Genomic DNA, 21,495 nt, shown 5'->3' with positions numbered 1-21,495 from the left:
GGCTGTTCCTCGTCGTCCCGCTCGGGTTGCTGCTCGTGTTCACGTACCTGCCGGTGGCGAACATGATCTGGTACAGCTTCACGTCCTGGGACGGTCTCGACGCTGTGAAGGAAGGCGTCGGGTTCAAGAACTACGTCGACATCTTCACGCGGCCCGAGCTGTTCCGGGTCTTCTTCGTCAGCCTCTACTACCTCGTCGGGGCGCTCGTCCAGCTCGCGCTGGCGCTCTACTTCGCGACGATCCTCAGCTTCAGCACGCGGTTCCGGAACTTCTTCAAGGGCGTCATCTTCTTCCCGTACCTCCTGAACGGCGTGGCGATCGGCCTCGTCTTCCTCTACTTCTTCCGCCCGGACGGGACGTTGGACGCCCTGCTGGCGATCGTCGGCGTGCAGGAGACTCCGCACTGGCTCGGAGACCCGTCGATCGTCAACTACTCGCTCGCCGGCACCTCCGTGTGGCGCTACATGGGCCTGAACTTCGTGCTGTTCCTCGGTGCGATCCAAGCGATCCCGGGTGACCTGTACGAGGCCGCGGACCTCGACGGCGCGACGTCGTGGCAGAAGTTCCGCTACATCATCTTCCCGGGCATCAAGCAGATCGTCGGTCTGTCCCTGATCCTCGCCGTCTCGGGCGCGCTCTCGGTCTTCGAGATCCCCTTCATCATGACGAAGGGCGCGAACGGTTCCGAGACTTTCGTCATCCAGACCGTCGACACGGCGTTCCGGTACTCCAAGGTCGGCCTCGCGTCCGCGATGGCCGTCGTGCTGCTGATCATCGTCCTCGTGATCAGCGCGATCCAACGCAAGTTCTTCCCGGACGAGAAGGGAGACCTGGTATGAGCGCCCCCACCGCACCCGCGCCGAACCGGATCACCGCAGCGGACAAGCTCCGCCGGGCCGCCGCCCGGTTCTCGAGGGGCGTCGCACCCGTCGCCGGGCCGTTGGCCACGACGGCGAAGTACATCAGCCTCGTCATCGCGTGCGCGGCCGCCGTCGTCCCGATCCTCACGATCTTCTTCGCGGCCTTCAAGTCCCGCGAGGAGTACGTGACGACCGGTCCGCTCGATCTCCCCCGGAACTGGTTCAACTTCGCGAACTTCACGCGGGCCTTCACGGACAGCGACATGCTCGCGGGCTTCGTGAACACCATGATCATCCTCGTCGTCGCGCTCGCCGGGACGATTCTCATCGGGACGATGACCGCGTACGCGGTGGACCGGTTCGACTTCCGCGGCAAGAAGGTCGTCATGGCCGGGTTCCTGCTGGCGACGCTCGTCCCCGCGGTCACCACGCAGGTCGCGACGTTCCAGATCATCAACGGCCTCGGGCTCTTCAACACCCGCTGGGCCGCGATCGTGCTCTTCATGGGCACGGACATCATCGCGATCTACATCTTCTTGCAGTTCATGCGCTCCATACCGCGCTCGCTCGACGAGGCCGCGATGCTGGACGGGGCGAACCGCCTGACGATCTACGCACGGATCGTCTTCCCGCTGCTCAAGCCGGCGATCGCCACCGTCGTCATCATCAAGGGCATCGCGATCTACAACGAGTTCTACATCCCGTTCCTCTACATGCCGTCGAGCAAGCTCGGCGTCATCTCGACGACCCTCTTCCGGTTCAAGGGACCGACGGGGTCGGAGTGGGAGGTCATCGCCGCCGGCACGATCCTCGTGATCGTCCCGACGCTGATCGCCTTCCTCCTCCTCCAGCGACACATCTACAACGGCCTGACCGCAGGAGCCACGAAGTGACCTTCACCGAGAAATCCGCCCTCAGGGCGACCCGCCGCGAGCTGCACGAGGGCTGGACGGTGAGCGCCGTCGGGGGAGCGATTCCCGTGGGGACGACCGTCTCCGACGTCCCGGCAACGGTCCCGGGGAGCGTGCACACGGACCTCCTCGCCGCAGGCGTGATCGACGACCCCTACCTCGACGACCACGAGCGTCTCCAGGCGTGGATCGGTCGCACCGACTGGGCATACACCACGCGCTTCGCGTGGGCCCCGGACGGGCACGAGCGGCACGACCTCGTCTTCGACGGCCTCGACACCGTCGCGGAGGTCCGGCTCAACGGGACGGTGGTGGGCACGACGGCGAACATGCACCGCACCTACCGGTTCGACGTCGGTCCGCTGCTCGTCGCGGGCGAGAACGAACTCGTGGTCCGGTTCTCCGCCCCCGTCCCGTACGCCGACCGGCAGAGCCTCCTCCTGGGCTACCGGCCGCAGGTCAACCAGCACCCGTTCAACGCCATGCGCAAGATGGCATGCAGCTTCGGCTGGGACTGGGGTCCCGACACGGCGACGTCCGGGATCTGGCGCCCCGTGCGTCTCGAGTCCTGGTCGGTGGCGAGACTCGCCCAGGTGCGCGTCCACGCGGCGGTCGCGGGCGAGCCCGGCGAGTCCACGGCACCGACGGCGGGCCGGGTGCGCGTGGTCGTGGAGGTCGAGCGCTCCGGCACAGGTCGCGGTCTCGCGCCGCTCACCCTCGCGGCGTCCGTCGCCGGGGTGCGGGTCCAGGTGCCGGCCGACGGCGGCTCGGCCGAGGTCGACGTCGTCGTGCCGCAGGTCGATCTCTGGTGGCCGCGCACGCACGGTGACCAGCCGCTCTACGACGTCGCCGTCGAGCTGCTGGGCGCGGGGGAGCCCCTCGATACCTCCGCCCGTCGCGTCGGCTTCCGCACCGCGACGCTCGAGATGGAGCCCGACGAGGACGGCACGTCCTTCCGGTTCGTCGTGAACGGCGTGCCGGTCTGGGTACGCGGGGCGAACTGGATCCCGGACGACGCGTTCCCGCACCGCGTCACGCGCGAGCGGTACGCCGCGCGCATCGACCAGGCGGTCTCCGCGAACCTCAACCTCCTGCGCGTATGGGGCGGCGGGATCTACGAGTCGGACGACTTCTACGACCTGTGCGACGAGCGGGGCCTGCTCACCTGGCAGGACTTGCTCTTCGCCTGCGCGGCCTACGCGGAGGAGGAGCCGCTGCGCTCCGAGGTCGAGGCGGAGGTCCGCGACAACGTCGCCCGCCTCGGTCATCACGCGTCGCTCGTGCTCTGGAACGGCAGCAACGAGAACATCTGGGGATTCCACGACTGGAGCTGGGACAAGCGCCTCGACGGCCGCACCTGGGGTCTCGGCTACTACACGGAGCTGTTTCCGCGCGTCGTCGCGGAGCTCGACCCCGACTGCGCGTACACACCGTCGAGCCCGTGGTCGGGCAGCCTCGACGTGCACCCGAACGACCCGCGGCACGGCTCGATGCACGAGTGGGAGCTGTGGAACCGCCAGGACTGGCCGCACTACCGCGACACCGTGCCGCGGTTCATGGCCGAGTTCGGCTGGCAGGGGCCTCCCACCTGGTCCACCCTCACGCGCGCGATCAGCGACGACCCCCTGACGCCCGAGTCGCCCGGGATGCTCGTCCACCAGAAGGCGATGCAGGGCAACGACAAGCTGACGGACGGGCTCGTCGCCCACGTCCCGCTGCCCGACGCGATGGAGGACTGGCACTGGGCCATGTCCTGGAACCAGGCAACCGCCGTGCGCACGGCGCTCGAGCACTACCGCTCCTGGAGCCCGCGCTGCATGGGCGCGGTCGTCTGGCAGCTCAACGACTGCTGGCCCGTGACGTCCTGGGCCGCTGTCGACGGCGACGGACGCCAGAAGCCGCTCCTGTTCGCGCTGCGCCACGCATTCGCCGACCGTCTGCTCACCGTCCAGCCGCGTGGGGAGGACGGGCAGCTCGTCGTGGCGGTCGTCAACGACTCCGCCGAGCAGTGGCGCGGCGACCTCGTCGTCCGGCGGATCCGCTACGACGGCGTCGAGGTCGAGGCGACGAAGATCCCTGTCGACGTCGCGGCACGTGCGACGGACACGGTCCAGCTGCCGACCGACCTCGCCGTCCCGGGTGATGCCGCCGGCGAGCTGCTCGTCGCGTCGCTCGGACACGAGCGCGCAACGTGGTTCTACACCGAACCGCGCGACAGCGCCCTGCGCAGCCCGGCGCTGCACGTCGAGGTCACCTCGACCGACGACGGGGCGCGCGTCCGGGTCACGACCAACACCCTCGTGCGGGGTCTGTCGCTGCTCGCAGACAAGGTGCACCCCGACGCCGTCGTGGACGACATGCTGGTGGACCTCCTTGCCGGCGAGAGCGTGACCTTCCACGTGGCGGCCCCCGAAGCGCTGGACAGGTCCGCGCTCGCCGACCCGCGGGTCCTGCGCAGCGTCAACCAGCTCATGTCGCGCCGGCCCGTGATGTCAGCATGACGGCGCCGACGATCGACCTCCGGCCGCGCGGCGGGGTGCGCGACGAGCTCGCCTGGACCGAGCGCGAGACGCACGTCGCCTGGCTCGATGCCCACACGCGGTCGCTGCTCGGGTTCGGGCGTCGCGTCGTCGCGCCGGGGGGAGGGGCGGCCTACCTCGACGAGACCGGGGCCCCCGACCCGGCGGCAGGCGTCCAGACGTGGATCACGTGCCGGACCGTCCATGTCTACGCGCTCGGTGCCATGCTGGGCGTGCCCGGGTGCGAACCGGTCGCGCGCGGGGCCCTCGACGGCCTGCTGGGACCGCTGCACGACGCTGAGCACGGAGGGTGGTTCCACGCCCTCGACGCGCAAGGCGCACCGGACCTTGGCGCAGGCAAGTCCGCGTACGACCACGCGTTCGTCCTGCTTGCCGCGTCGAGCGCGACCCTGGCCGGCGTGCCGGGCGCGCGGGCCCTGCTCACGGACGCGTGCTCCGTGTTCCTCGAGCATTTCTGGGACGACGCGACCGGCCTCGTCGTCGACACCTGGGACGCATCGTTCACCGTCCTCGACGCTTACCGGGGCCTCAACGCCAATATGCACGCGGTGGAGGCGATGCTCGCCGTCGCCGACGCCACCGAAGACGTCGCGTGGCGCGACCGCGCCGCGCGCGTGGCCCGGCTCGTCGTGCGGCTTGCCGAGGAGCACGACGGCCGTCTGCCCGAGCACTTCGACGACACGTGGACGCCGCACCTGGAGCTCAACGCCGACCGGCCCGCCGACCCGTTCAAGCCCTACGGGGCGACCGTCGGGCACGGGCTCGAGTGGTCCCGGCTCCTCCTGCACCTCGAGGGCGCCCTGGGCACGGTCGCGCCGTCCGACCTGCGCGCGACGGCGACAGTGCTGTTCGACCGCGCCATGGCTGACGGCTGGGCCGTGGACGGCGCCGAGGGGTTCGTCTACACGACCGACTGGTCCGGTGTGCCCGTCGTGCGCGAGCGCATGCACTGGGTCGTCGCCGAGGCGATCGCCGCCGCGGACGCCCTGCACCGACGGACGGGTGACGCCCGCTACGCCGACCTGTACGCGACCTGGTGGGACTACGCGGTGACGTTCGTGGTCGACCACGACAGGGGATCCTGGCACCACGAGCTCGACCGCTCGAACCACCCCGCGCGGGGAACGTGGCCCGGCAAGCCCGACCTCTACCACGCGGTCCAGGCAACGCTCTTACCGCGGCTTCCGCTCGGCCGCTCGATCGCGCGCGCTGTCCACGACGGGCAGGTGGCCTCGTGACGCGCATCCTCGTGGTCGGCGAGGCACTCGTCGACGTCGTCCCGGGCCGCGACGGCGTGACGCACGAGCTGCCCGGCGGCAGCCCCGCCAACGTCGCGCTCACGCTCGGCAGGCTTGGGCGGGAGGTGTCACTCACCACGGCTCTCGCCCCCGACGAGCGCGGCGCCCTGGTCCGCGACTGGCTCGTCGCGAGCGACGTGGACGTGAACGCGCACGTGCCCTCGACAGGCCGGACGTCGGCCGCGACCGTCTCCCTGGACGCCCAGGGGCAGGCGACGTACACCTTCGACCTCGCGTGGGAGCTCGGGGAGGTCGAGCTCGGCGACGCGGAGGTCGTCCACGTCGGCTCCGTTGCGGCGGTGCTCTCTCCAGGCGCCGAAGTGGTCCGGGACGTCGTGCGCCGGGCGCGCTCCTCCGCCGTCGTCTCGTACGACCCCAACGTGCGCCCCGCTCTCGTCGACGACCCCGCGGCGGTCCGGACCCGCGTTGAGGAGCTCGCCGCGCTCGCCGACGTCGTCAAGGTGAGCGACGAGGACCTCGCATGGTTCGCCCCCGCGACCGACCCGCTCGACGTCGCCCGCCGCTGGTCGGCATGGGGCGTAGCCCTCGTCGTCGTGACACGCGGAGGCGACGGCGCGACCCTCGTGCGGCACGACGGCCGCCTCGTCGAGGTCCCGGGCCGTGCGGTCGACGTCGTCGACACCGTCGGCGCGGGCGACACGTTCACCGGGGCGCTGCTCGACGCGCTCGCGGCTCGCGGGGTGCGCGGCCCGAGAGGCGCGGACGTTCTGCGCCGGCTGTCGGACGCGGCGGTGCGGACCGCGGCACGGTCCGCAGCGGTCGCCGCGTCGGTCACGGTATCGCGCGCGGGGGCGAACCCGCCGACCCGGGCCGAGCTCCACGCGGCCGAAGGGCCGGTACGGCCCACGCCGTTCGCCGGGGCACCCGTCACGGGCATGACCTGGGGCTGGACCGGCGTGCGCGGAACCTGGACCGGTCCGGGGGCCGAGCGCTCCATGGACCAGCTGCGCGGGCTCGGCGTGGACTGGGTCGCCGTGACGTTCTCCGCGAAGCAGGACACGCCCCAGTCGACCACGGTCCGCTACGGCGACGAGCCGACGGTGACCGACGACGAGGTGCGCGCCGCGATCCGCGCGGCCAAGGCGCGCGGCTGGAAGGTGTGCCTCAAACCGGTCGTCGACTCCGCCGACGGAACCTGGCGCGCGTTCATCGGCTTCTTCGACGAAGACGTCCCGGGCGAGCCCTCGTGGGACGAGTGGTTCGCGTCGTACACGCAGTTCATCGTGCACCACGCGCGGATTGCGGCCGAGGAGGGCGTGGAGATGCTCTGCGTCGGGTGCGAGATGGTTCGCGCCGACGGGCACGACGCACAGTGGCGGGCCCTTGTCGCAGCCGTGCGCGAGGTCTACGACGGCCTCGTCACGTACAACTGCGACAAGTACCAGGAGGACCGCGTCACCTGGTGGGACGCGGTCGACGTGATCGGCAGCTCGGGTTATTACCCGGCAGGGACGTGGGAGCGCCACCTGGACCGGATCGAGGCCGTCGTCGCGCGCGAGGACAAGCCGTTCGTCTTCCTCGAGGCCGGATGCCCCAGCCGCGAGGGCTCACCGGAGAGACCGAACGACTGGACTCTCGCCGGGCCGCCGTCGGGCGAGGCTCAGGCGGCCTGGCTCGCGGAGATGTTCGACGCGTGCGGCCGACGACCCTGGGTCTCCGGCTACTTCCTGTGGGACTGGCCGACTCCGCTCTACACCGAGGCCGAGGCGGCAGCGAACGACGACTACTGCATGTACGGCAAGCCGGGCGCGGACGTCGTCCGGCACGCCTACGAGGAGCTGCGGGCGCGCTCGCGGGACTGAGCTCCGGCTCCGGTAGGGGAGCGGGGCGGGGCGTCTTCCGACGCCCCGCCCCGCTCCCGCCGTACCTGCGGCCGTGGCAACCACGTCGCGGAGGGGCGCCGAAACGGACGAAAGACGCCTGGAATTTACCTCGAGAGTGCGCTACCTTCGATATGAAGCGTTTAAGTGCGCAGGTGTCATTCGGCCACGACGGGCCGGTTGAGGGCTCGCGGAAGAGCCCGACGACGACGTCCACCAAGCAGACCGGGCGACGACGCTCGGATCGGGAGGAAGATCGATGAGACGACTGTTCGCCATCGCCCTGAGCGCGGTGCTCGCCCTGCTCGCCGTGCCGGCGCTCGCGCAAGGGGCGAGCGCCGCGAACGACGGGTTCTCCGTCCGGGGCGGGAACATCTACGACGCGAACGGCAACCAGTTCGTGCCGGTCGGCGCCAACCACGCCCACGCCTGGTACCCGTCGCAGACGCAGTCCTTCGCAGACATCCGCGCCGCCGGCGCGAACACCGTGCGCGTCGTGCTCTCGGGCGGCCGGTACGGGACGAGCTCGGCCTCCGACGTGAGTGCCGTCATCGAGCGCTGCAAGCGGAACCAGCTCGTGTGCATCCTCGAGAACCACGACACCACGGGGTACGGCGAGGACGGCAGCGCTCGGTCCCTCGCGAACGCGGCTCGATACTGGACAAGCATCGCCTCGGCCCTGCGGGGCCAGGAGCGGTACGTGATGATCAACATCGGCAACGAGCCCTTCGGCAACTCCGGCTACCAGAACTGGACCAGGGACACCGTCGCGGCGATCCAGACCCTGCGCGGGGCCGGACTCGACCACACGCTCGTCGTCGACGCCCCGAACTGGGGCCAGGACTGGTCCTTCACCATGCGCGACAACGCCCCGACGGTCGCGGCGGCGGACAGCAACGTGGTCTTCTCGATCCACATGTACGGCGTCTTCGACACCGCAGCCGAGGTACGCGCCTACCTCGACTCCTTCACGAGCCGACGCCTGGCGATCATGGTCGGGGAGTTCGGCGACAACCACTCGGACGGGAACCCGGACGAGGCCACGATCATGAGCTACACGCGGTCCCAGGGGATCGGGATGCTCGGCTGGTCGTGGTCCGGCAACGGGAGCGGCGTCGAGTACCTGGACATGGTGAACGGGTTCTCCGCGAGCTCGCTCACCCCGTGGGGCCAGCGGTTCATCAACGGCGCCGACGGGCTCAAGGCCCGCAACGCGCCCGTGGCCTCCGTGTACGGGGGCGGTGGCGACGGCGGAGTCGGCACGGCCCCCAACGGGTACCCGTACTGCGCGAGCGCGTCGTCGGACCCCGACAGAGACGGATGGGGCTGGGAGAGCAACACCTCGTGCGTCGTGCGCGGCTCCTCCGCGGACACGGGTTCCGGTGGAGGCTCCGGGAGCGGGAGCACGGCGCCCAACGGGTACCCGTACTGCGCGAGCGCATCGTCGGACCCGGAGGGGGACGGGTGGGGCTGGGAGAACAGCGCGTCGTGCGTCGTGCGCGGCTCGTCCGCCGACCGCTGAACGGTCCGCCGCAGCGTGTCACGCGCATGAAGCGGTTCATCCTAGGGTCCATCCGATGTCGGATTGCGAGCGCGCTCGTGCGTGAGCGCAGAACGAAGGAGTTCGATGAGTAACAACAGCACACGACAGCTCCAGGTCCGTACCCGTGCGACGTCGGTCGCGGCGTACGTCGCTGCGCTCGCCCTCGCCGGGCCGGGAGCGCTCGCGCTGGCCGCTCCGGCAGCCGCCGACGAAGCGACCACAGATGGTCTGCACGTCGTCGACGGTCGGCTCGTCGAGGCGGACGGGAGCGACCTCGTCCTCCGCGGGATCAACCACGCCCACACCTGGTACACCCACGAGTTCCAGTCGTTCGAGGACATCAAGGGCACAGGTGCCAACGCGGTGCGCGTCGTCCTGTCGAGCGGGGACCAGTGGACCCGCAACGACCCCGCGGACGTCGCGCGCGTCGTCCGCGAGTGCGACGTGAACCGGTTGGTGTGCGCCCTCGAGGTGCACGACACGACGGGCTACGGGGACGAGTACGCGCCTGCGGCGGTGTCGCTCGACCGCGCGGTCGACTACTGGGAGGACCTGTACCCGACTCTCGCCGGGACGGAGGACAGGATCCTCGTCAACATCGGCAACGAGCCGATCGGCAACGGTCCGATCGCGGACGAGTGGGCGGCGCAGACCTCGGCCGCGGTCCAGCGACTGCGCGACATCGGGTACGGGCACACGATCGTCGTCGACGCCCCGAACTGGGGCCAGGACTGGTCGCGGACGATGTACTCCCAGGCGCAGCAGGTCTTTGACGCCGACCCCGACGCGAACGTCGTGTTCTCCGTCCACATGTACGAGGTGTACGGCGACGGCGCGGTGGTCACGGACTACCTGGAGCACTTCGTCGACGCGGGACTGCCGCTGATCGTCGGCGAGTTCGGCCCGGCGCACTACGGCAACGACGTCGACGAGGACACCATCCTCGCGGAGACGCGGCGCCTCGGCCTCGGGTGGTTCGGGTGGTCCTGGAGCGGTAACAGCGGCGGCGTGGAGGACCTGGACCTCGTCCAGGGCTTCGACCCGGTCTCTCGGTCCCCTTGGGGCGAGCGTCTGATCTCCGGCCGGGACGGCATCGCCGAGACGTCGCACGAGGCCTCGGTCTTCGCGAGCCGCGCGGACGGATGCTCGGCCGAGCTGGAGATCCAGTACCGGTGGCCGGGTGGGTACCAGGGCCAGGTGCAGGTGGAGTTCGACGGCGAGCCCGTCTCGACGTGGTCCACCTCGTGGCGCGTGCCCGCGGGCAGCGAGCTCGTGCAGACCTGGCACGGTGCGCTCTCCGTGGACGCTGGGACCGCGACGGTTACCGCCGAGTCGTGGAACGCGCGCGTGCCGGCCGGCGGGACCATCACGTACGGATTCTCCGGCCGTGGTGACGCTCCGGTGCTGGCACCGGTCGTCGACTGCTCGGCGAGCTAGGAACCGGGGCGGCGAGGTGGAGGCGTGGTCACGGCCGCGCCTCCACCGTGCCCTACCTGTCGCCGACCTCGCGGCGCCGTGCCTTCCTCGCGGACGGGTCAGGTGTTCCCGGCGAGGAGGCGGTCCACGGCGGCGAGGGGGATGGGCTCCCAGTCGGGACGGTTGCGCGACTCGTAGACCACCTCGTAGAGCGCCTTGTCGAGCGTGAGCGCCCGGACGAGCGCCTCCGACGTCGCGTGGTCGACGCCCGCGGTGTCCGCGCGCTCGTACGCGTCGAGGAACGCGGCGCGCGCCTGGACGGCCCACGCGGCGTCGGGGGCGCGCCCCACGGCGGCCGCGTAGTCGAACGAGCGCACGATCCCGGCGACGTCGCGCAGGGCGAGGTCGGGGCGGGTGCGCTCCGCGACCGGCCGCAGCGGCTCGCCCTCGAAGTCGAGCACCTTCCAGCCGAACCGGCGGGCGTGCAGCACCTGCCCGAGGTGCAGGTCGCCGTGGACGGTCTGGAGCCGCGGGAGGGCGTCGGGGACGCGCGTGACGGACGCGAGCCGTACTGCCGTGCGGTCCCAGAACGCGGCGATCTCGGTCGCGCGCCGGCCGAGCGCGCTCGACGACGCGACGGCCTCGTCCGAACGGCGCCGCAGGTCGGCGACGAGCCAGCGCGCGTCGACGGGGGAGCCCACGTCGAACGCGCGCCGGAGCGCGGCGTGGAGGTCGGCGAGGACCCGGCCGAGGTCGGCGGCGAGGTCGGCGAACGAGGAACCCTGCCCGGCGTAGGCGCACGCCAGGTCGAAGCCGTCGCGCGCGCCGTCGACGAACTCGCTGAGGATCGCGAGGTGCGCCGACCGGGGCGACGCCGGGTCGGGCGCGTGCCCGGGAGCGGCCGGGTCGTCGGTCGCGTCCCAGCCCACCTCGAGCCAGGCGAGCGGTCGCGGCACGCCCGCCCACCCCTGGGCGGCGAGCGCGCGCGGGATCGTCACGTCCGGGTTCGGGCCGATCGCGATGGCCCGCAGGACCTTGAGCATCGTGCCGCCGGCGACGCCGGGCAGCAGCACCGAGCTGTTCGACTGCTCGACGCTCAGAGCGCGTCCGCCCGCGAGGTCGAGCGGATCGGTGCCCGCGCCCCCGGCCGCGGGGGTCGTCTCCCAGTCGGCGACGGCCAGGAGCGCCGCCCAGCACGCGGGGTGCGCGGCGCCGTCGTGCACGACCCAGGCCGTCCCGGCGGTCGCGCCGCCCCCGGCGTCGCGCACCGTCCCGAGCGGCGCGGCGGGCGCGCGCCCCGGACCGGCGGACGGGGTCGCGCCGCCCGGGGTGCGCACGTCGCCCGGGGCCGCGGGCGACGCGTCGATTGGCTCGAGGACGAGCGGCACCTGCACGACGAGGTCGACGCCGTCCCCGAGCAGCCGCAGCAGGTGGAGGACGACGCGCGGGGCCCGCGCCGGGTCCTGCCCAGCCGTCGCCGGGACGTCGAGCGCGAACGACAGCCACGGCACGTGCCGCACCGCGACGCCCTTGACGGGGTACCACCGGCGCTCCGGCAGCCACGCGTCGAGGAGCGTCATGAGCTCCGAGGAGGGAAGGTCCGTCCGTCGGAGCGTCATGCGCGCCTCCCTGTGGCTGGGTCGTCGGGTCGTCGGCAGGTCGTGGCCCGGGGGTGCCCCGGGGGCCCCGCCGTCGGGTCACGACGGCGGCAGCCTCCATCCGACCACGACGCGCCCGATCTCGCCGGGCGTCAGGGGGTCGTGCCCTCGGGACCCCCGACGACGAGCCAGTAGAAGTCGCGCGAGCCCCAGGTCATGACGACGCGCCCGTCGTCCCCGACCGCCGGGAAGTGCGCGCCGCCGAACACGTCGGTGAGCGGCGCGCCCGCGTGCCCCGGCAGGTGCACCGCCGCGGACCGGGCGGTCGCCGAGAGGTTCGCGACGCACAGGATCGTCTCCGTGGGCGTGCGCCGCAGGAACGCGAGGATCGACTCGTTGTCGCACTCGAGCGCCACGAAGTCGCCGGTGCCGAACGCCTTGTGGCGGCGCCGGACCTTGAGCATGCCGTGCACCCAGTGCAGCAGCGACGTCGACTGCTCGAGCTGCGCCTCGACGTTGACGTAGCCGTAGTGGTGCACGAGCGACTGCACGAGCGGCAGGTACACCTTGCCCGGGTCCGCGGTGGAGAACCCGGCGTTGCGGTCGGGCGTCCACTGCATGGGCGTGCGCACGGCGTCGCGGTCGGGCAGCCAGATGTTGTCGCCCATGCCGATCTCGTCGCCGTAGTACAGGCACGGGCTGCCCGGGAGCGAGAGCAGGAGCGCGTGCGCGAGCTCGACCTCCTTGCGCGAGTTGTCGAGCAAGGGCGCCAGCCGACGGCGGATCCCGACGTTGGCGCGCATGCGCGGGTCGGGCGCGTACCACCCGTACATGGACGCGCGCTCCTCCGTCGAGACCATCTCGAGCGTGAGCTCGTCGTGGTTGCGCAGGAACGTGCTCCACTGCGCGCCCGCGGGGATGTCGGGCGTGTCGGCAAGGATCTCCAGCACCTGGTTCGCGCGCTGGTCGCGGATCGCGTAGAAGATGCGCGGCATGACGGGGAAGTGGAAGCACATGTGGCACTCCGGCTCCTCCTCGGTGCCGAAGTAGTCCACGACGTCGCGCGGCCACTGGTTCGCCTCGGCGAGGAGGATGCGGCCCGGGAACTCGGTGTCCACCATGCGCCGCACGCGGCGCAGGAACTCGTGCGTCTGCGGGAGGTTCTCGCAGTTGGTGCCCTCGGCCTCGTAGAGGTACGGCACCGCGTCGAGGCGGAACCCGTCGACCCCCATCTGCAGCCAGAACCGCGCGACGTCGAGCATCGCGTCGGCGACGCGCGGGTTCTCGAAGTTGAGGTCGGGCTGGTGGGAGAAGAAGCGGTGCCAGAAGAACTGGCGCCGCACCGGGTCGAACGTCCAGTTGGACGTCTCCGTGTCGACGAAGATGATGCGCGCGTCCTGGTAGCGCGTGTCGTCGTCGCTCCACACGTAGAAGTCGCCGTACGGGCCCTCCGGGTCGGCGCGCGACGCCTGGAACCACGGGTGCTGGTCGCTCGTGTGGTTCATGACGAGGTCGATGACGACGCGCATCCCGCGCGCGTGCGCCTCGCTCACGAGCTCGGCGAAGTCCGACGTCGAGCCGTACTGCGGCGCGATCGCGGTGTAGTCGGACACGTCGTAGCCGCCGTCGCGCAAGGGCGACGGGTAGAACGGCGGCAGCCACAGCGCGTCGATGCCGAGCCAGTGGAGGTAGTCGAGGCGGTCGATGAGCCCGCGCAGGTCGCCCGTCCCGCTGCCGTCGGAGTCGGAGAACGCGCGGACGATCACCTCGTAGAACACCGCCGTGCGGTACCAGTCCGGGTCGTCGGACAGCCCAGGGCGCGTCTCGACGGGCGGTGCCGGCTGGCGGCGCGGAGGGAGGGCCGCGACGGGGACGGGCGCGGTGAGCGGGGGCACGGGAGCGGGACCGGCGGCGGGTCCCCGCACGGGGACCGGGGCCGCGTCCCGGGGGAGCGTCACGAGGCCCTCACGTGGATGACGTGCGCGACCTGGCGCAGCGGCTCGAGCCGCACGTACACGTCCTGCCCCCAGCCGTAGCTCTCGCCGGTCAGCTCGTCGTGCGCGACGAACGACGGCGCCCAGGGGTCCTGGCCGTCCGCGAGCGGGGGGAGGCCGAGGGCCGCGAGGTCCAGGTGCACGTTCGACTCCTGCGGGGAGTGGGGGTCGAGGTTCACCACGACGACGACCGTGTCCGCCTCGCCGGTCGGCGAGTGCTCGGCCGGCAGGTGGCGCGAGAACGCGAGCACCTGGTCGTTCGTCGTCGGGTGCACCGTGAGGTTCCGGAGCTGGCGCAGCGCGGGGTGGTCCCGACGGATCTCGTTGAGCCGCGCGAGCAGCGTCGAGATCCCGATCTCGTCGGCGAGCGCCCAGTCGCGCGGCTTGTACTCGTACTTCTCGTTGTCGATCTGCTCCTCGACGCCCGGGCGCGGCACGTTCTCGACGAGCTCGTACCCGGAGTAGATCCCCCAGGTGGGGGCACCGAGGGCGGCGAGCACCGCGCGCACGGCGAAGCCCGCCACGCCGCCGTGCTGGAGGTACGGCGGGAGGATGTCGTGGGTCGTGGGCCAGAAGCTCGGGCGCATGTAGGCGCCGGCCTCGCCCGAGACCTCGGTGAGGTACTCCGCGAGCTCGTCGCGCGTGTTGCGCCACGTGAAGTACGTGTACGACTGGTGGAACCCGATGCGCGCGAGGGTGTGCATCATCGCGGGCTTGGTGAACGCCTCGGAGAGGAACACGACCTCGGGGTTCGTCGCGCGCACCTCGGCGAGCAGCCACTCCCAGAAGTCGAGCGGCTTGGTGTGGGGGTTGTCGACGCGGAACGCGGTGACGCCGCGGTCGATCCACACGCGCACGACGCGCAGCACCTCGGCGTAGATGCCCTCGGGGTCGTTGTCGAAGTTGAGCGGGTAGATGTCCTGGTACTTCTTCGGCGGGTTCTCCGCGTAGGCGATGGAGCCGTCGGCGCGCGTCGTGAACCACTCGGGGTGCTCGGTGACCCACGGGTGGTCGGGCGAGCACTGCAGCGCGAGGTCGATCGCGACCTCCAGCCCGTGCCGCCGGGCCTCCTTGACGAACGCGCGGAAGGTGCGCTCGCTGCCGAGCTCGGGGTGGATCGCGTCGTGGCCGCCGTCCTTCGACCCGATGGCGTACGGGCTGCCCGGGTCGCCGGGGAGCGCGGTGAGGGAGTTGTTGCGGCCCTTGCGGTGCGTCGTGCCGATGGGGTGGACGGGGGTCAGGTAGACGACGTCGAAGCCCATCTCCGCGATCGCGGGCAGACGGCGCGCGGCCGCGGTGAACGTGCCCGAGCGCCAGCGCCCGTCCTTGAGCCGCCGGGCGCCCTCGGAGCGCGGGAACATCTCGTACCACGCTCCTGCGAGCGCGAGCGGGCGCTCGACGCGCAGGGGGTACGTGGCCGACGCCGTGACGTGGTCGCGCAGCGGGGCACGCTCCAGGACGTCGCGCACCTCGGGCGACGTCGCGGCGACGAGCCGGGCCTCGGCGGGGCGGGTCGCGTCGGCGAGCGCGGCGAGCGCGTCGGCGAGCGTGCGCTCGTCCGCGGGGGTCCGGCGGCCGGGCGTGCCGTCGCGCCCGGGGAGGGGGACGGCGTCGGCGAGGACGCGCTCGAAGAGCCGCACGCCCTCGGCGAGCATGAGCTCGACGTCGACGCCCGCCGCGACCTTGACCGTCGCGTCGTGCGCCCACGTGCCGTAGGGGTCGCTCCACGCCTCGACGCGCAGCGACCAGTCGCCGACCGCGTCCGGGTGGAGCGTGGCGCGGAACCGGTCGAGCCCGGGGGCGACGTCGACCATGGGTGCCGTGCGCTCGGTGCCGTCGGGCGCGACGAGGACGGCGGTCGCGGCGACGGCGTCGTGGCCCTCCCGGAAGACGGTCGCCTCGATCGGCACCATCTCGCCGACGACGGCCTTGGCGGGCCACCGGCCGCCCTCGACGACGGGCGACACCTCGAGCACGGGGATGCGTCCGACGGGTGCGGCGGGGGCGGGGGCGGGGGCGCCGCCTCGGGGGCGAGGGGCACCGGTGGCGCGGGGGCGGTGCGGCGCGAGGGCCGGAGGGGTCGACGTCACACGCACAACGTATCGAGGGGCACGGGGGCCAGGCACCTGGGGAAGGGGTCGGCGCGTCGCGGACGGGTCGCGCACGATACCTGGGTGAAATTTCATGCAAGCGTTACACACAGGTTGCGGCGCGGGGGTGTGCACCGGCGTCAGGCTGCGTAGTCTCGTCCCCGTGAGAGCCATCCGACGGTTCACCGTCCGCACCCTGCTGCCCGCCGAGCTGCGCGACCTGGACGAGCTCGCGCACAACCTGCGCTGGTCCTGGCACGCGCCCACGCGCGACCTGTTCGCCGGTATCGACCCCGAGACGTGGGCGGCGGTCCACGGCGACCCCGTCGCGCTGCTCGGTGCGCTCGGTCCCGAGCGCCTGGCGGAGCTCGCCGCCGACGGCGCCTTCGTCGAGCGCGTGCGGGCGGCGGCGGCCGACCTGCGCCACTACCTCGACGACGCCCTGTGGTACCAGCAGCGTGCCGCGGAGGCGTCGGAGGGCGGTGGCTCCCTGCCGGCCGCGATCGCGTACTTCTCGCCCGAGTTCGGCATCACGTCCGTGCTGCCCCAGTACTCCGGCGGCCTCGGCATCCTCGCCGGCGACCACCTCAAGAGCGCGAGCGACCTCGGCGTGCCGATCGTCGGCGTCGGGCTCCTCTACGGCGCCGGCTACTTCAAGCAGTCGCTCACGCGCGACGGCTGGCAGGTCGAGACGTACCCGCTCCTCGACCCGGACGGCCTGCCGCTCACCCTCCTGCGCGACGACGACGGCACGCCCGCGCGCGTCTCGCTCGCCCTGCCCGGGGGTCGCACGCTCCACGCGCACGTGTGGGTCGCGGCCGTCGGCCGCGTGCCGCTGCTCCTGCTCGACTCGAACGTGCCCGGCAACGACGAGGCCGCGCGCAAGGTGACCGACCGCCTCTACGGCGGCGGCGGCGAGCACCGCCTCCAGCAGGAGCTGCTGCTCGGCGTGGGCGGCGTGCGCGCGCTGCGCCTGTGGTCGCGCCTCACCGGCGCGCCGGAGCCCGAGGTCTACCACACCAACGAGGGCCACGCGGGGTTCCTCGGCGTCGAGCGCATCCGCGAGCTCGTCGAGCAGGGCCTCACGTTCGACGCGGCGCTCGAGGCCGTCCGCGCCGCGACGGTCTTCACGACGCACACGCCCGTGCCCGCCGGCATCGACCGGTTCGGCCGCGACCTCGTCACGCAGTACTTCGGCGGCGACATGGCCGTCGACGGCCTGCCCGTCGAACGCGTCCTCGCCCTCGGGGCCGAGGACTACGACGGCGGCGACCCGACCGTGTTCAACATGGCCGTCATGGGCCTGCGCCTCGGCGGGCGGGCGAACGGCGTCTCCCTCCTGCACGGCGAGGTGTCGCGCGGCATGTTCGAGGGCCTGTGGCCGGGCTTCGACGCCCGCGAGGTCCCGATCACCTCGGTGACGAACGGCGTCCACTCGCCCACGTGGGTCGACCCGGCGCTCGCGGCACTCGAGGCCGAGCGGCTCGGGCTCGACGAGCTCACGGCCGAGCACGCGTCGTCGCGCTGGCTGCGCGGCGACGGGGAGGGCGCCGTCGGCGACGGCGAGCTCTGGGCGATCCGCCGCGAGATGCGCGGCCGGCTCGTCGACGAGGCGCGCCGCCGCGTGCGCAAGTCCTGGCGCGAGCGCGGCGCGACCCCGGCGGAGCTCGGCTGGGTCGACGACGTGCTCTCGCCCGACGTCCTCACCATCGGGTTCGCGCGCCGCGTCCCCACGTACAAGCGGCTCACGCTCATGCTCCGCGACCCGGAGCGCCTCAAGGCGCTGCTGCTGCACCCCGAGCGCCCGGTCCAGCTCGTCGTCGCGGGCAAGTCGCACCCCGCCGACGACCAGGGCAAGCGGCTCATCCAGCAGCTCGTGCGCTTCACGGACGACCCCGAGGTGCGGCACCGCATCGTCTTCCTGCCCAACTACGACATCGCCATGGCGCAGTCGCTCTACCCGGGCTGCGACGTCTGGCTCAACAACCCGCTGCGCCCGCTCGAGGCGTCCGGGACGTCGGGCATGAAGTCGGCCCTCAACGGTGGCCTCAACCTGTCGATTCTCGACGGGTGGTGGGACGAGTGGTACGACGGCGAGAACGGCTGGGCCATCCCGACCGCCGACGGCGTCGAGGACGCGGACCGTCGCGACGACCTCGAGGCTGCCGCGCTCTACGACCTCGTCGAGCAGCAGGTCGCGCCCCGCTTCTACGACCGCGACGCCGACGGCGTGCCCGGCCGGTGGCTCGAGATGGTGCGGCACACGCTCGCGACGCTCGGCCCCAAGGTCCAGGCGACGCGCATGGTCGGCGAGTACGTCACGCGCCTGTACGCCCCCGCCGCCGCGGCCGGGCGCGCGCTGGCCGCCGACGGGCTCGCGCCCGCCCGGGAGCTCGCGCAGTGGAAGCATGCCGTGCGCGACGGCTGGTCGCGCGTGCGCGTCGACCACGTCGACTCGGCCGGCATCGGCGAGGTGCCGCAGGTCGGCGACCGCCTCACGGTCCGCGCGTACGTGTCGCTCGGCGACCTGCGTCCCGAGGACGTCCAGGTCCAGGTCGTGCACGGTCGCGTCAGCGAGGCCGACGTCATCGAGGAGTTCACGGCCGAGCCGCTCGCGCTGGCCGAGACGTACGAGGCCGGCCGCTACGCGTTCGCGGGCGAGGTCGTGCTCGACGCGTCCGGACCGTTCGGCTACACCGTCCGCGTCGTCCCGACCCACGACGGCCTCCCGAGCGTCGCCGAGCTGGGCCTCGTCACCAACGCCTGACCCCCCGCCGACGAGGTAGAGCCTCCGGTCGCGAGGTAGAACCCAGGTCGCGCGAGGTAGAGCCGAGGTCGCACGAGGTAGAGGTGCGGTCACGCGAGGTAGAGGCGTGGTCGCGTGAGGTAGAGGCGTGGTCGCGTGAGGCGGATGCGTCATGCGAGTGCGAGAGGGCCTGGCCGTCGTCGGCCAGGCCCTCTCGGCTCGTCCGTCCATGGACGGAGGTCGACGGCGGCGGACCGTCGTGCAGGGGCGGCGACTTCGTCATCCACAGATCTGCCGTACTCGCCCCGCGACGGGGTGGCGACCGGCACGCTGGGTTGATGGACGAGACGACGGGCAGCTCCCGGGCCGGCCACGACCCGACAGCACGGCGCAGGCTCGGGGCCGATCCGGTCCCGACCCGCCCCTCCGGTCGCTACACCGCGGACAGCAACGGCCCTCGGAGGGTTCCGTCTGCTGTGCCCTACGTACGTCGACGCCGCGCGGAGCTGGCGGCGCGTGCGCGCGCCGGTGAGCTCGTGCGGGTACGGCGCGGTGTCTACCTCCCCTCGGCGCACTCCGCGCCGTCGGAGCGCGAGGAGTGGCTGCTCGGCGAGGTGCGCGGACTGGTCGACCGGCTCGTGACGCCGTTCTGGGTGAGCCACGACACCGCGGCTCTGCTCTGTGGCTGCTGGACCTGGCGGCTCCCGCCGTTCGTGCACCTGACCCAGCTCGGCCACCCGAACGTGACGAGAGAGCGGGACGCAGCCGTGCGTCGGCACTGGACCGATCTACCGGTCCGTGACCGCGCGGTCCTCGACGGCGTCCCTGTCACCAGCCTCGAGCGCACCTTGGTCGACTGTGCGCGGTCGCTGCCGCTCGAGCGCAGCCTCGTCGTGGTGGACTCTGCGTTGCGCCTGGGTGCGGACCGGGACGTGGTCGACTCGATCGTCGAGGAGTCGCGCGGCAAAGCGCGGCGTCGTGCGGGCGCGGCGCGCTCTCGAGCTCGCGGACCCGAGGTCGGAGTCCCCGGGCGAGACGCTCGTGCGGCTCGCGGCCGTGCTCGGCGGTCTGCCTGCGCCTCGCCCGCAGGTACCGGTCCTGACGTCGCGCGGGACGTACGTCGTCGACCTGGCCTGGCTCGACGCCCGGCTGGTGATCGAGTTCGACGGGGCGGTGAAGTACTCCGGCGGGGAGTACGGGGACCCGGCAGAGGTCCGGCGCGCACAGGACGTCCGCGAGGCGGCGCTCGTGGCAGCGGGCTGGACGGTCGTGCGCTTTACCTGGGAGGACCTGGGCGACCCGGTGGCGGTCGGCTGTCGTCTCGCGGAGTCGCGTCGCCTCGCGCTCCGACGCTGCGCAGACAGCTCGCGACCTTCCTCGCCGAGGTAGAGCCCTGGTCCGTCGAGGTAGAGGCGTGGTCGTGAACCTGGCCTCTACTCCGGCGTACCTGGCCTCTACCTCGGCCTACCTGGCCTCTATCTCGCGGACGGGGGTGGGGCGAGGAGGTCGAGGTAGCGCGAGCGCGCGCGCAGCACGTCGGCGAGCTGGGTCTCGATGCCGTCCACGAACTCCTCGCGGTACACGGCGTCGACCTGCACGGAGATCGCGTAGTAGAGGCCGGTGAAGGTCGCGATCGCGACGGAGACGCGCAGCAGCGTCTGCGTCACGACGAGGTCCGCGCCGCCGACGCCGCCCCCGCCGACGAGCGAGAGCGTGCGCTGCCAGGTGCCGCCGTCGACGTCCCACAGGGCCATGACCTCGGGGGTCACCGTGAGCGTCCCGAGCGCCATGAAGAACACGCCCATGCCGAGGCTCACGACGAGGACCTGGAGGAGCTGGCTCGTCGCGATCATCGTCGCGAGGTTCGCCGTCTGGCCGCGGCTGAAGCGCGCCGCACGCTCGTGCCCGGGGTGGCGGGCGGCGGTCTCCGCGAGCGCCTCGCGCGCCTCCGCGGGCGAGCGCAGCCCGACGAACAGCACGACGAGCAGCGCGAAGAACGCGCCGAGCACGAGGTCGGCGACGCCGTGCGTGCGGTCGAACACCTGCCACACCTCGGCGTTGTAGAAGAGCACGAGGGAAAACACGAGCAGCAGCGGCAGCAGGCGCACGAGCCGCAGCAGGGCGGCGCCGAGCTCGTCGGTGACGCGCGCGAGCCCCCACCACAGCGACGACAGCACGCCGTACCCCACGACGACGCGCACGATCCCGAGCAGCACGAGGTTGCCGACGACGGTGAGCAGGGCGTCGCCCCACTGCCCGCCGAACACGACCGGCAGGAGGGCGGGCACGAGCACGAAGAACGCGAGCTCGGGGACGCCGACGGACTGGGGGAGCGTGGACCACGGCCGGCCGCGTACCACGTTGAGCCCTGCGTACGCGCCCGCGACGAGGGCCGCTGCGCCGAGGAGCGCGAGCGCGTTCGCCCACGCGGGCCAGCCCGAGCGCACCGCCCCGGAGAGCTCGGCGAGCAGCACGACGAGCAGGAACGGCGCCGACCGCCCGAACACGTCGCGGTCGAGCGAGTGCCCCTCGACGAGCAGCGGCAGACCGTTGCGGCGGAACAGGCGCTCGCACGCGGCGGTGTCGAGGTGGTCGACCGCCGCGGGGGCGCCGGGCGCGGGGGCCGGGGACGCGTCGTCGGGCACGGTCATGGTCGCC

At 72.4% G+C, this 21,495-nt stretch carries 13 protein-coding genes; 9 read left to right on the top strand and 4 right to left on the bottom strand.

Annotation, left to right across the window (positions count from 1 at the left end; genetic code table 11):
* Nucleotides 1-35: 35 nt before the first annotated feature.
* From HKK73_RS13315 to HKK73_RS13280, 7 genes are all read left to right on the top strand, one after another.
* A complete protein-coding gene (locus tag HKK73_RS13315; protein ID WP_371810556.1) occupies nt 36-839 on the top strand; it encodes a carbohydrate ABC transporter permease in 804 nt (267 codons plus the stop codon).
* Entirely contained in the window at nt 836-1,753 is a 918-nt protein-coding gene (locus HKK73_RS13310) for a carbohydrate ABC transporter permease (protein ID WP_081896102.1), read from the top strand. The genes HKK73_RS13315 and HKK73_RS13310 overlap by 4 nt, the downstream gene beginning before the upstream one ends.
* The gene (locus tag HKK73_RS13305) at nt 1,750-4,272 is read left to right on the top strand and encodes a glycoside hydrolase family 2 protein (protein ID WP_114552690.1); all 2,523 of its coding nucleotides are present in this window, start codon (nt 1,750-1,752) and stop codon (nt 4,270-4,272) included. Before HKK73_RS13310 ends, HKK73_RS13305 begins: the two co-directional genes overlap by 4 nt.
* A complete protein-coding gene (locus HKK73_RS13300; RefSeq protein WP_114552689.1) occupies nt 4,269-5,549 on the top strand; it encodes an AGE family epimerase/isomerase in 1,281 nt (426 codons plus the stop codon). Before HKK73_RS13305 ends, HKK73_RS13300 begins: the two co-directional genes overlap by 4 nt.
* Complete coding sequence (locus HKK73_RS19430) at nt 5,546-7,432, top strand: PfkB family carbohydrate kinase (protein ID WP_371810555.1); 1,887 nt, start codon at nt 5,546-5,548, stop codon at nt 7,430-7,432. The genes HKK73_RS13300 and HKK73_RS19430 overlap by 4 nt, the downstream gene beginning before the upstream one ends.
* Nucleotides 7,433-7,709: 277 nt before the next feature.
* Entirely contained in the window at nt 7,710-8,972 is a 1,263-nt protein-coding gene (locus HKK73_RS13285; RefSeq protein WP_114552688.1) for a cellulase family glycosylhydrolase, read from the top strand.
* 105 nt (nt 8,973-9,077) lie between these two features.
* On the top strand, nt 9,078-10,430 hold the full coding sequence (locus HKK73_RS13280; RefSeq protein ID WP_034656387.1) for a cellulase family glycosylhydrolase: 1,353 nt from the start codon (nt 9,078-9,080) through the stop codon (nt 10,428-10,430).
* A gap of 98 nt (nt 10,431-10,528) precedes the next feature.
* Here the strand turns inward: HKK73_RS13280 and HKK73_RS13275 are convergent, their stop codons facing one another.
* The 3 genes from HKK73_RS13275 to HKK73_RS13265 all read right to left on the bottom strand — a co-directional run bounded on the left by HKK73_RS13275 (nt 10,529) and on the right by HKK73_RS13265 (nt 16,091).
* Nucleotides 10,529-12,028 (bottom strand): aminoglycoside phosphotransferase, encoded by a 1,500-nt coding sequence (locus HKK73_RS13275; protein ID WP_171468179.1) that lies wholly within the window; start codon nt 12,026-12,028, stop codon nt 10,529-10,531.
* 131 nt (nt 12,029-12,159) lie between these two features.
* Entirely contained in the window at nt 12,160-13,902 is a 1,743-nt protein-coding gene (gene treS / locus HKK73_RS13270; RefSeq protein ID WP_369824957.1) for a maltose alpha-D-glucosyltransferase, read from the bottom strand.
* A gap of 59 nt (nt 13,903-13,961) precedes the next feature.
* Complete coding sequence (locus tag HKK73_RS13265) at nt 13,962-16,091, bottom strand: alpha-1,4-glucan--maltose-1-phosphate maltosyltransferase (RefSeq protein ID WP_369824958.1); 2,130 nt, start codon at nt 16,089-16,091, stop codon at nt 13,962-13,964.
* 163 nt (nt 16,092-16,254) lie between these two features.
* Here HKK73_RS13265 and glgP point away from each other — a divergent pair, with 163 nt between their 5' ends.
* Both glgP and HKK73_RS13255 read left to right on the top strand, forming a co-directional pair.
* The gene (gene glgP / locus HKK73_RS13260; protein ID WP_086150736.1) at nt 16,255-18,858 is read left to right on the top strand and encodes an alpha-glucan family phosphorylase; all 2,604 of its coding nucleotides are present in this window, start codon (nt 16,255-16,257) and stop codon (nt 18,856-18,858) included.
* A 957-nt stretch (nt 18,859-19,815) separates the two neighbouring features.
* Nucleotides 19,816-20,226, top strand: coding sequence for an endonuclease domain-containing protein (locus HKK73_RS13255; RefSeq protein WP_171468177.1), 411 nt, complete (start codon nt 19,816-19,818; stop codon nt 20,224-20,226).
* Between the two features lie 86 nt (nt 20,227-20,312).
* Here the strand turns inward: HKK73_RS13255 and HKK73_RS13250 are convergent, their stop codons facing one another.
* Nucleotides 20,313-21,488, bottom strand: coding sequence for a hypothetical protein (locus HKK73_RS13250; protein WP_144681016.1), 1,176 nt, complete (start codon nt 21,486-21,488; stop codon nt 20,313-20,315).
* Nucleotides 21,489-21,495 lie beyond the last annotated feature (7 nt).

This window comes from Cellulosimicrobium sp. 72-3, from assembly GCF_013127315.1.
GTDB lineage: Bacteria > Actinomycetota > Actinomycetes > Actinomycetales > Cellulomonadaceae > Cellulosimicrobium > Cellulosimicrobium funkei.
The sequence above is the reverse complement of the archived record's forward strand: the minus strand, read 5'-3'. Positions and strand labels throughout refer to the sequence as shown.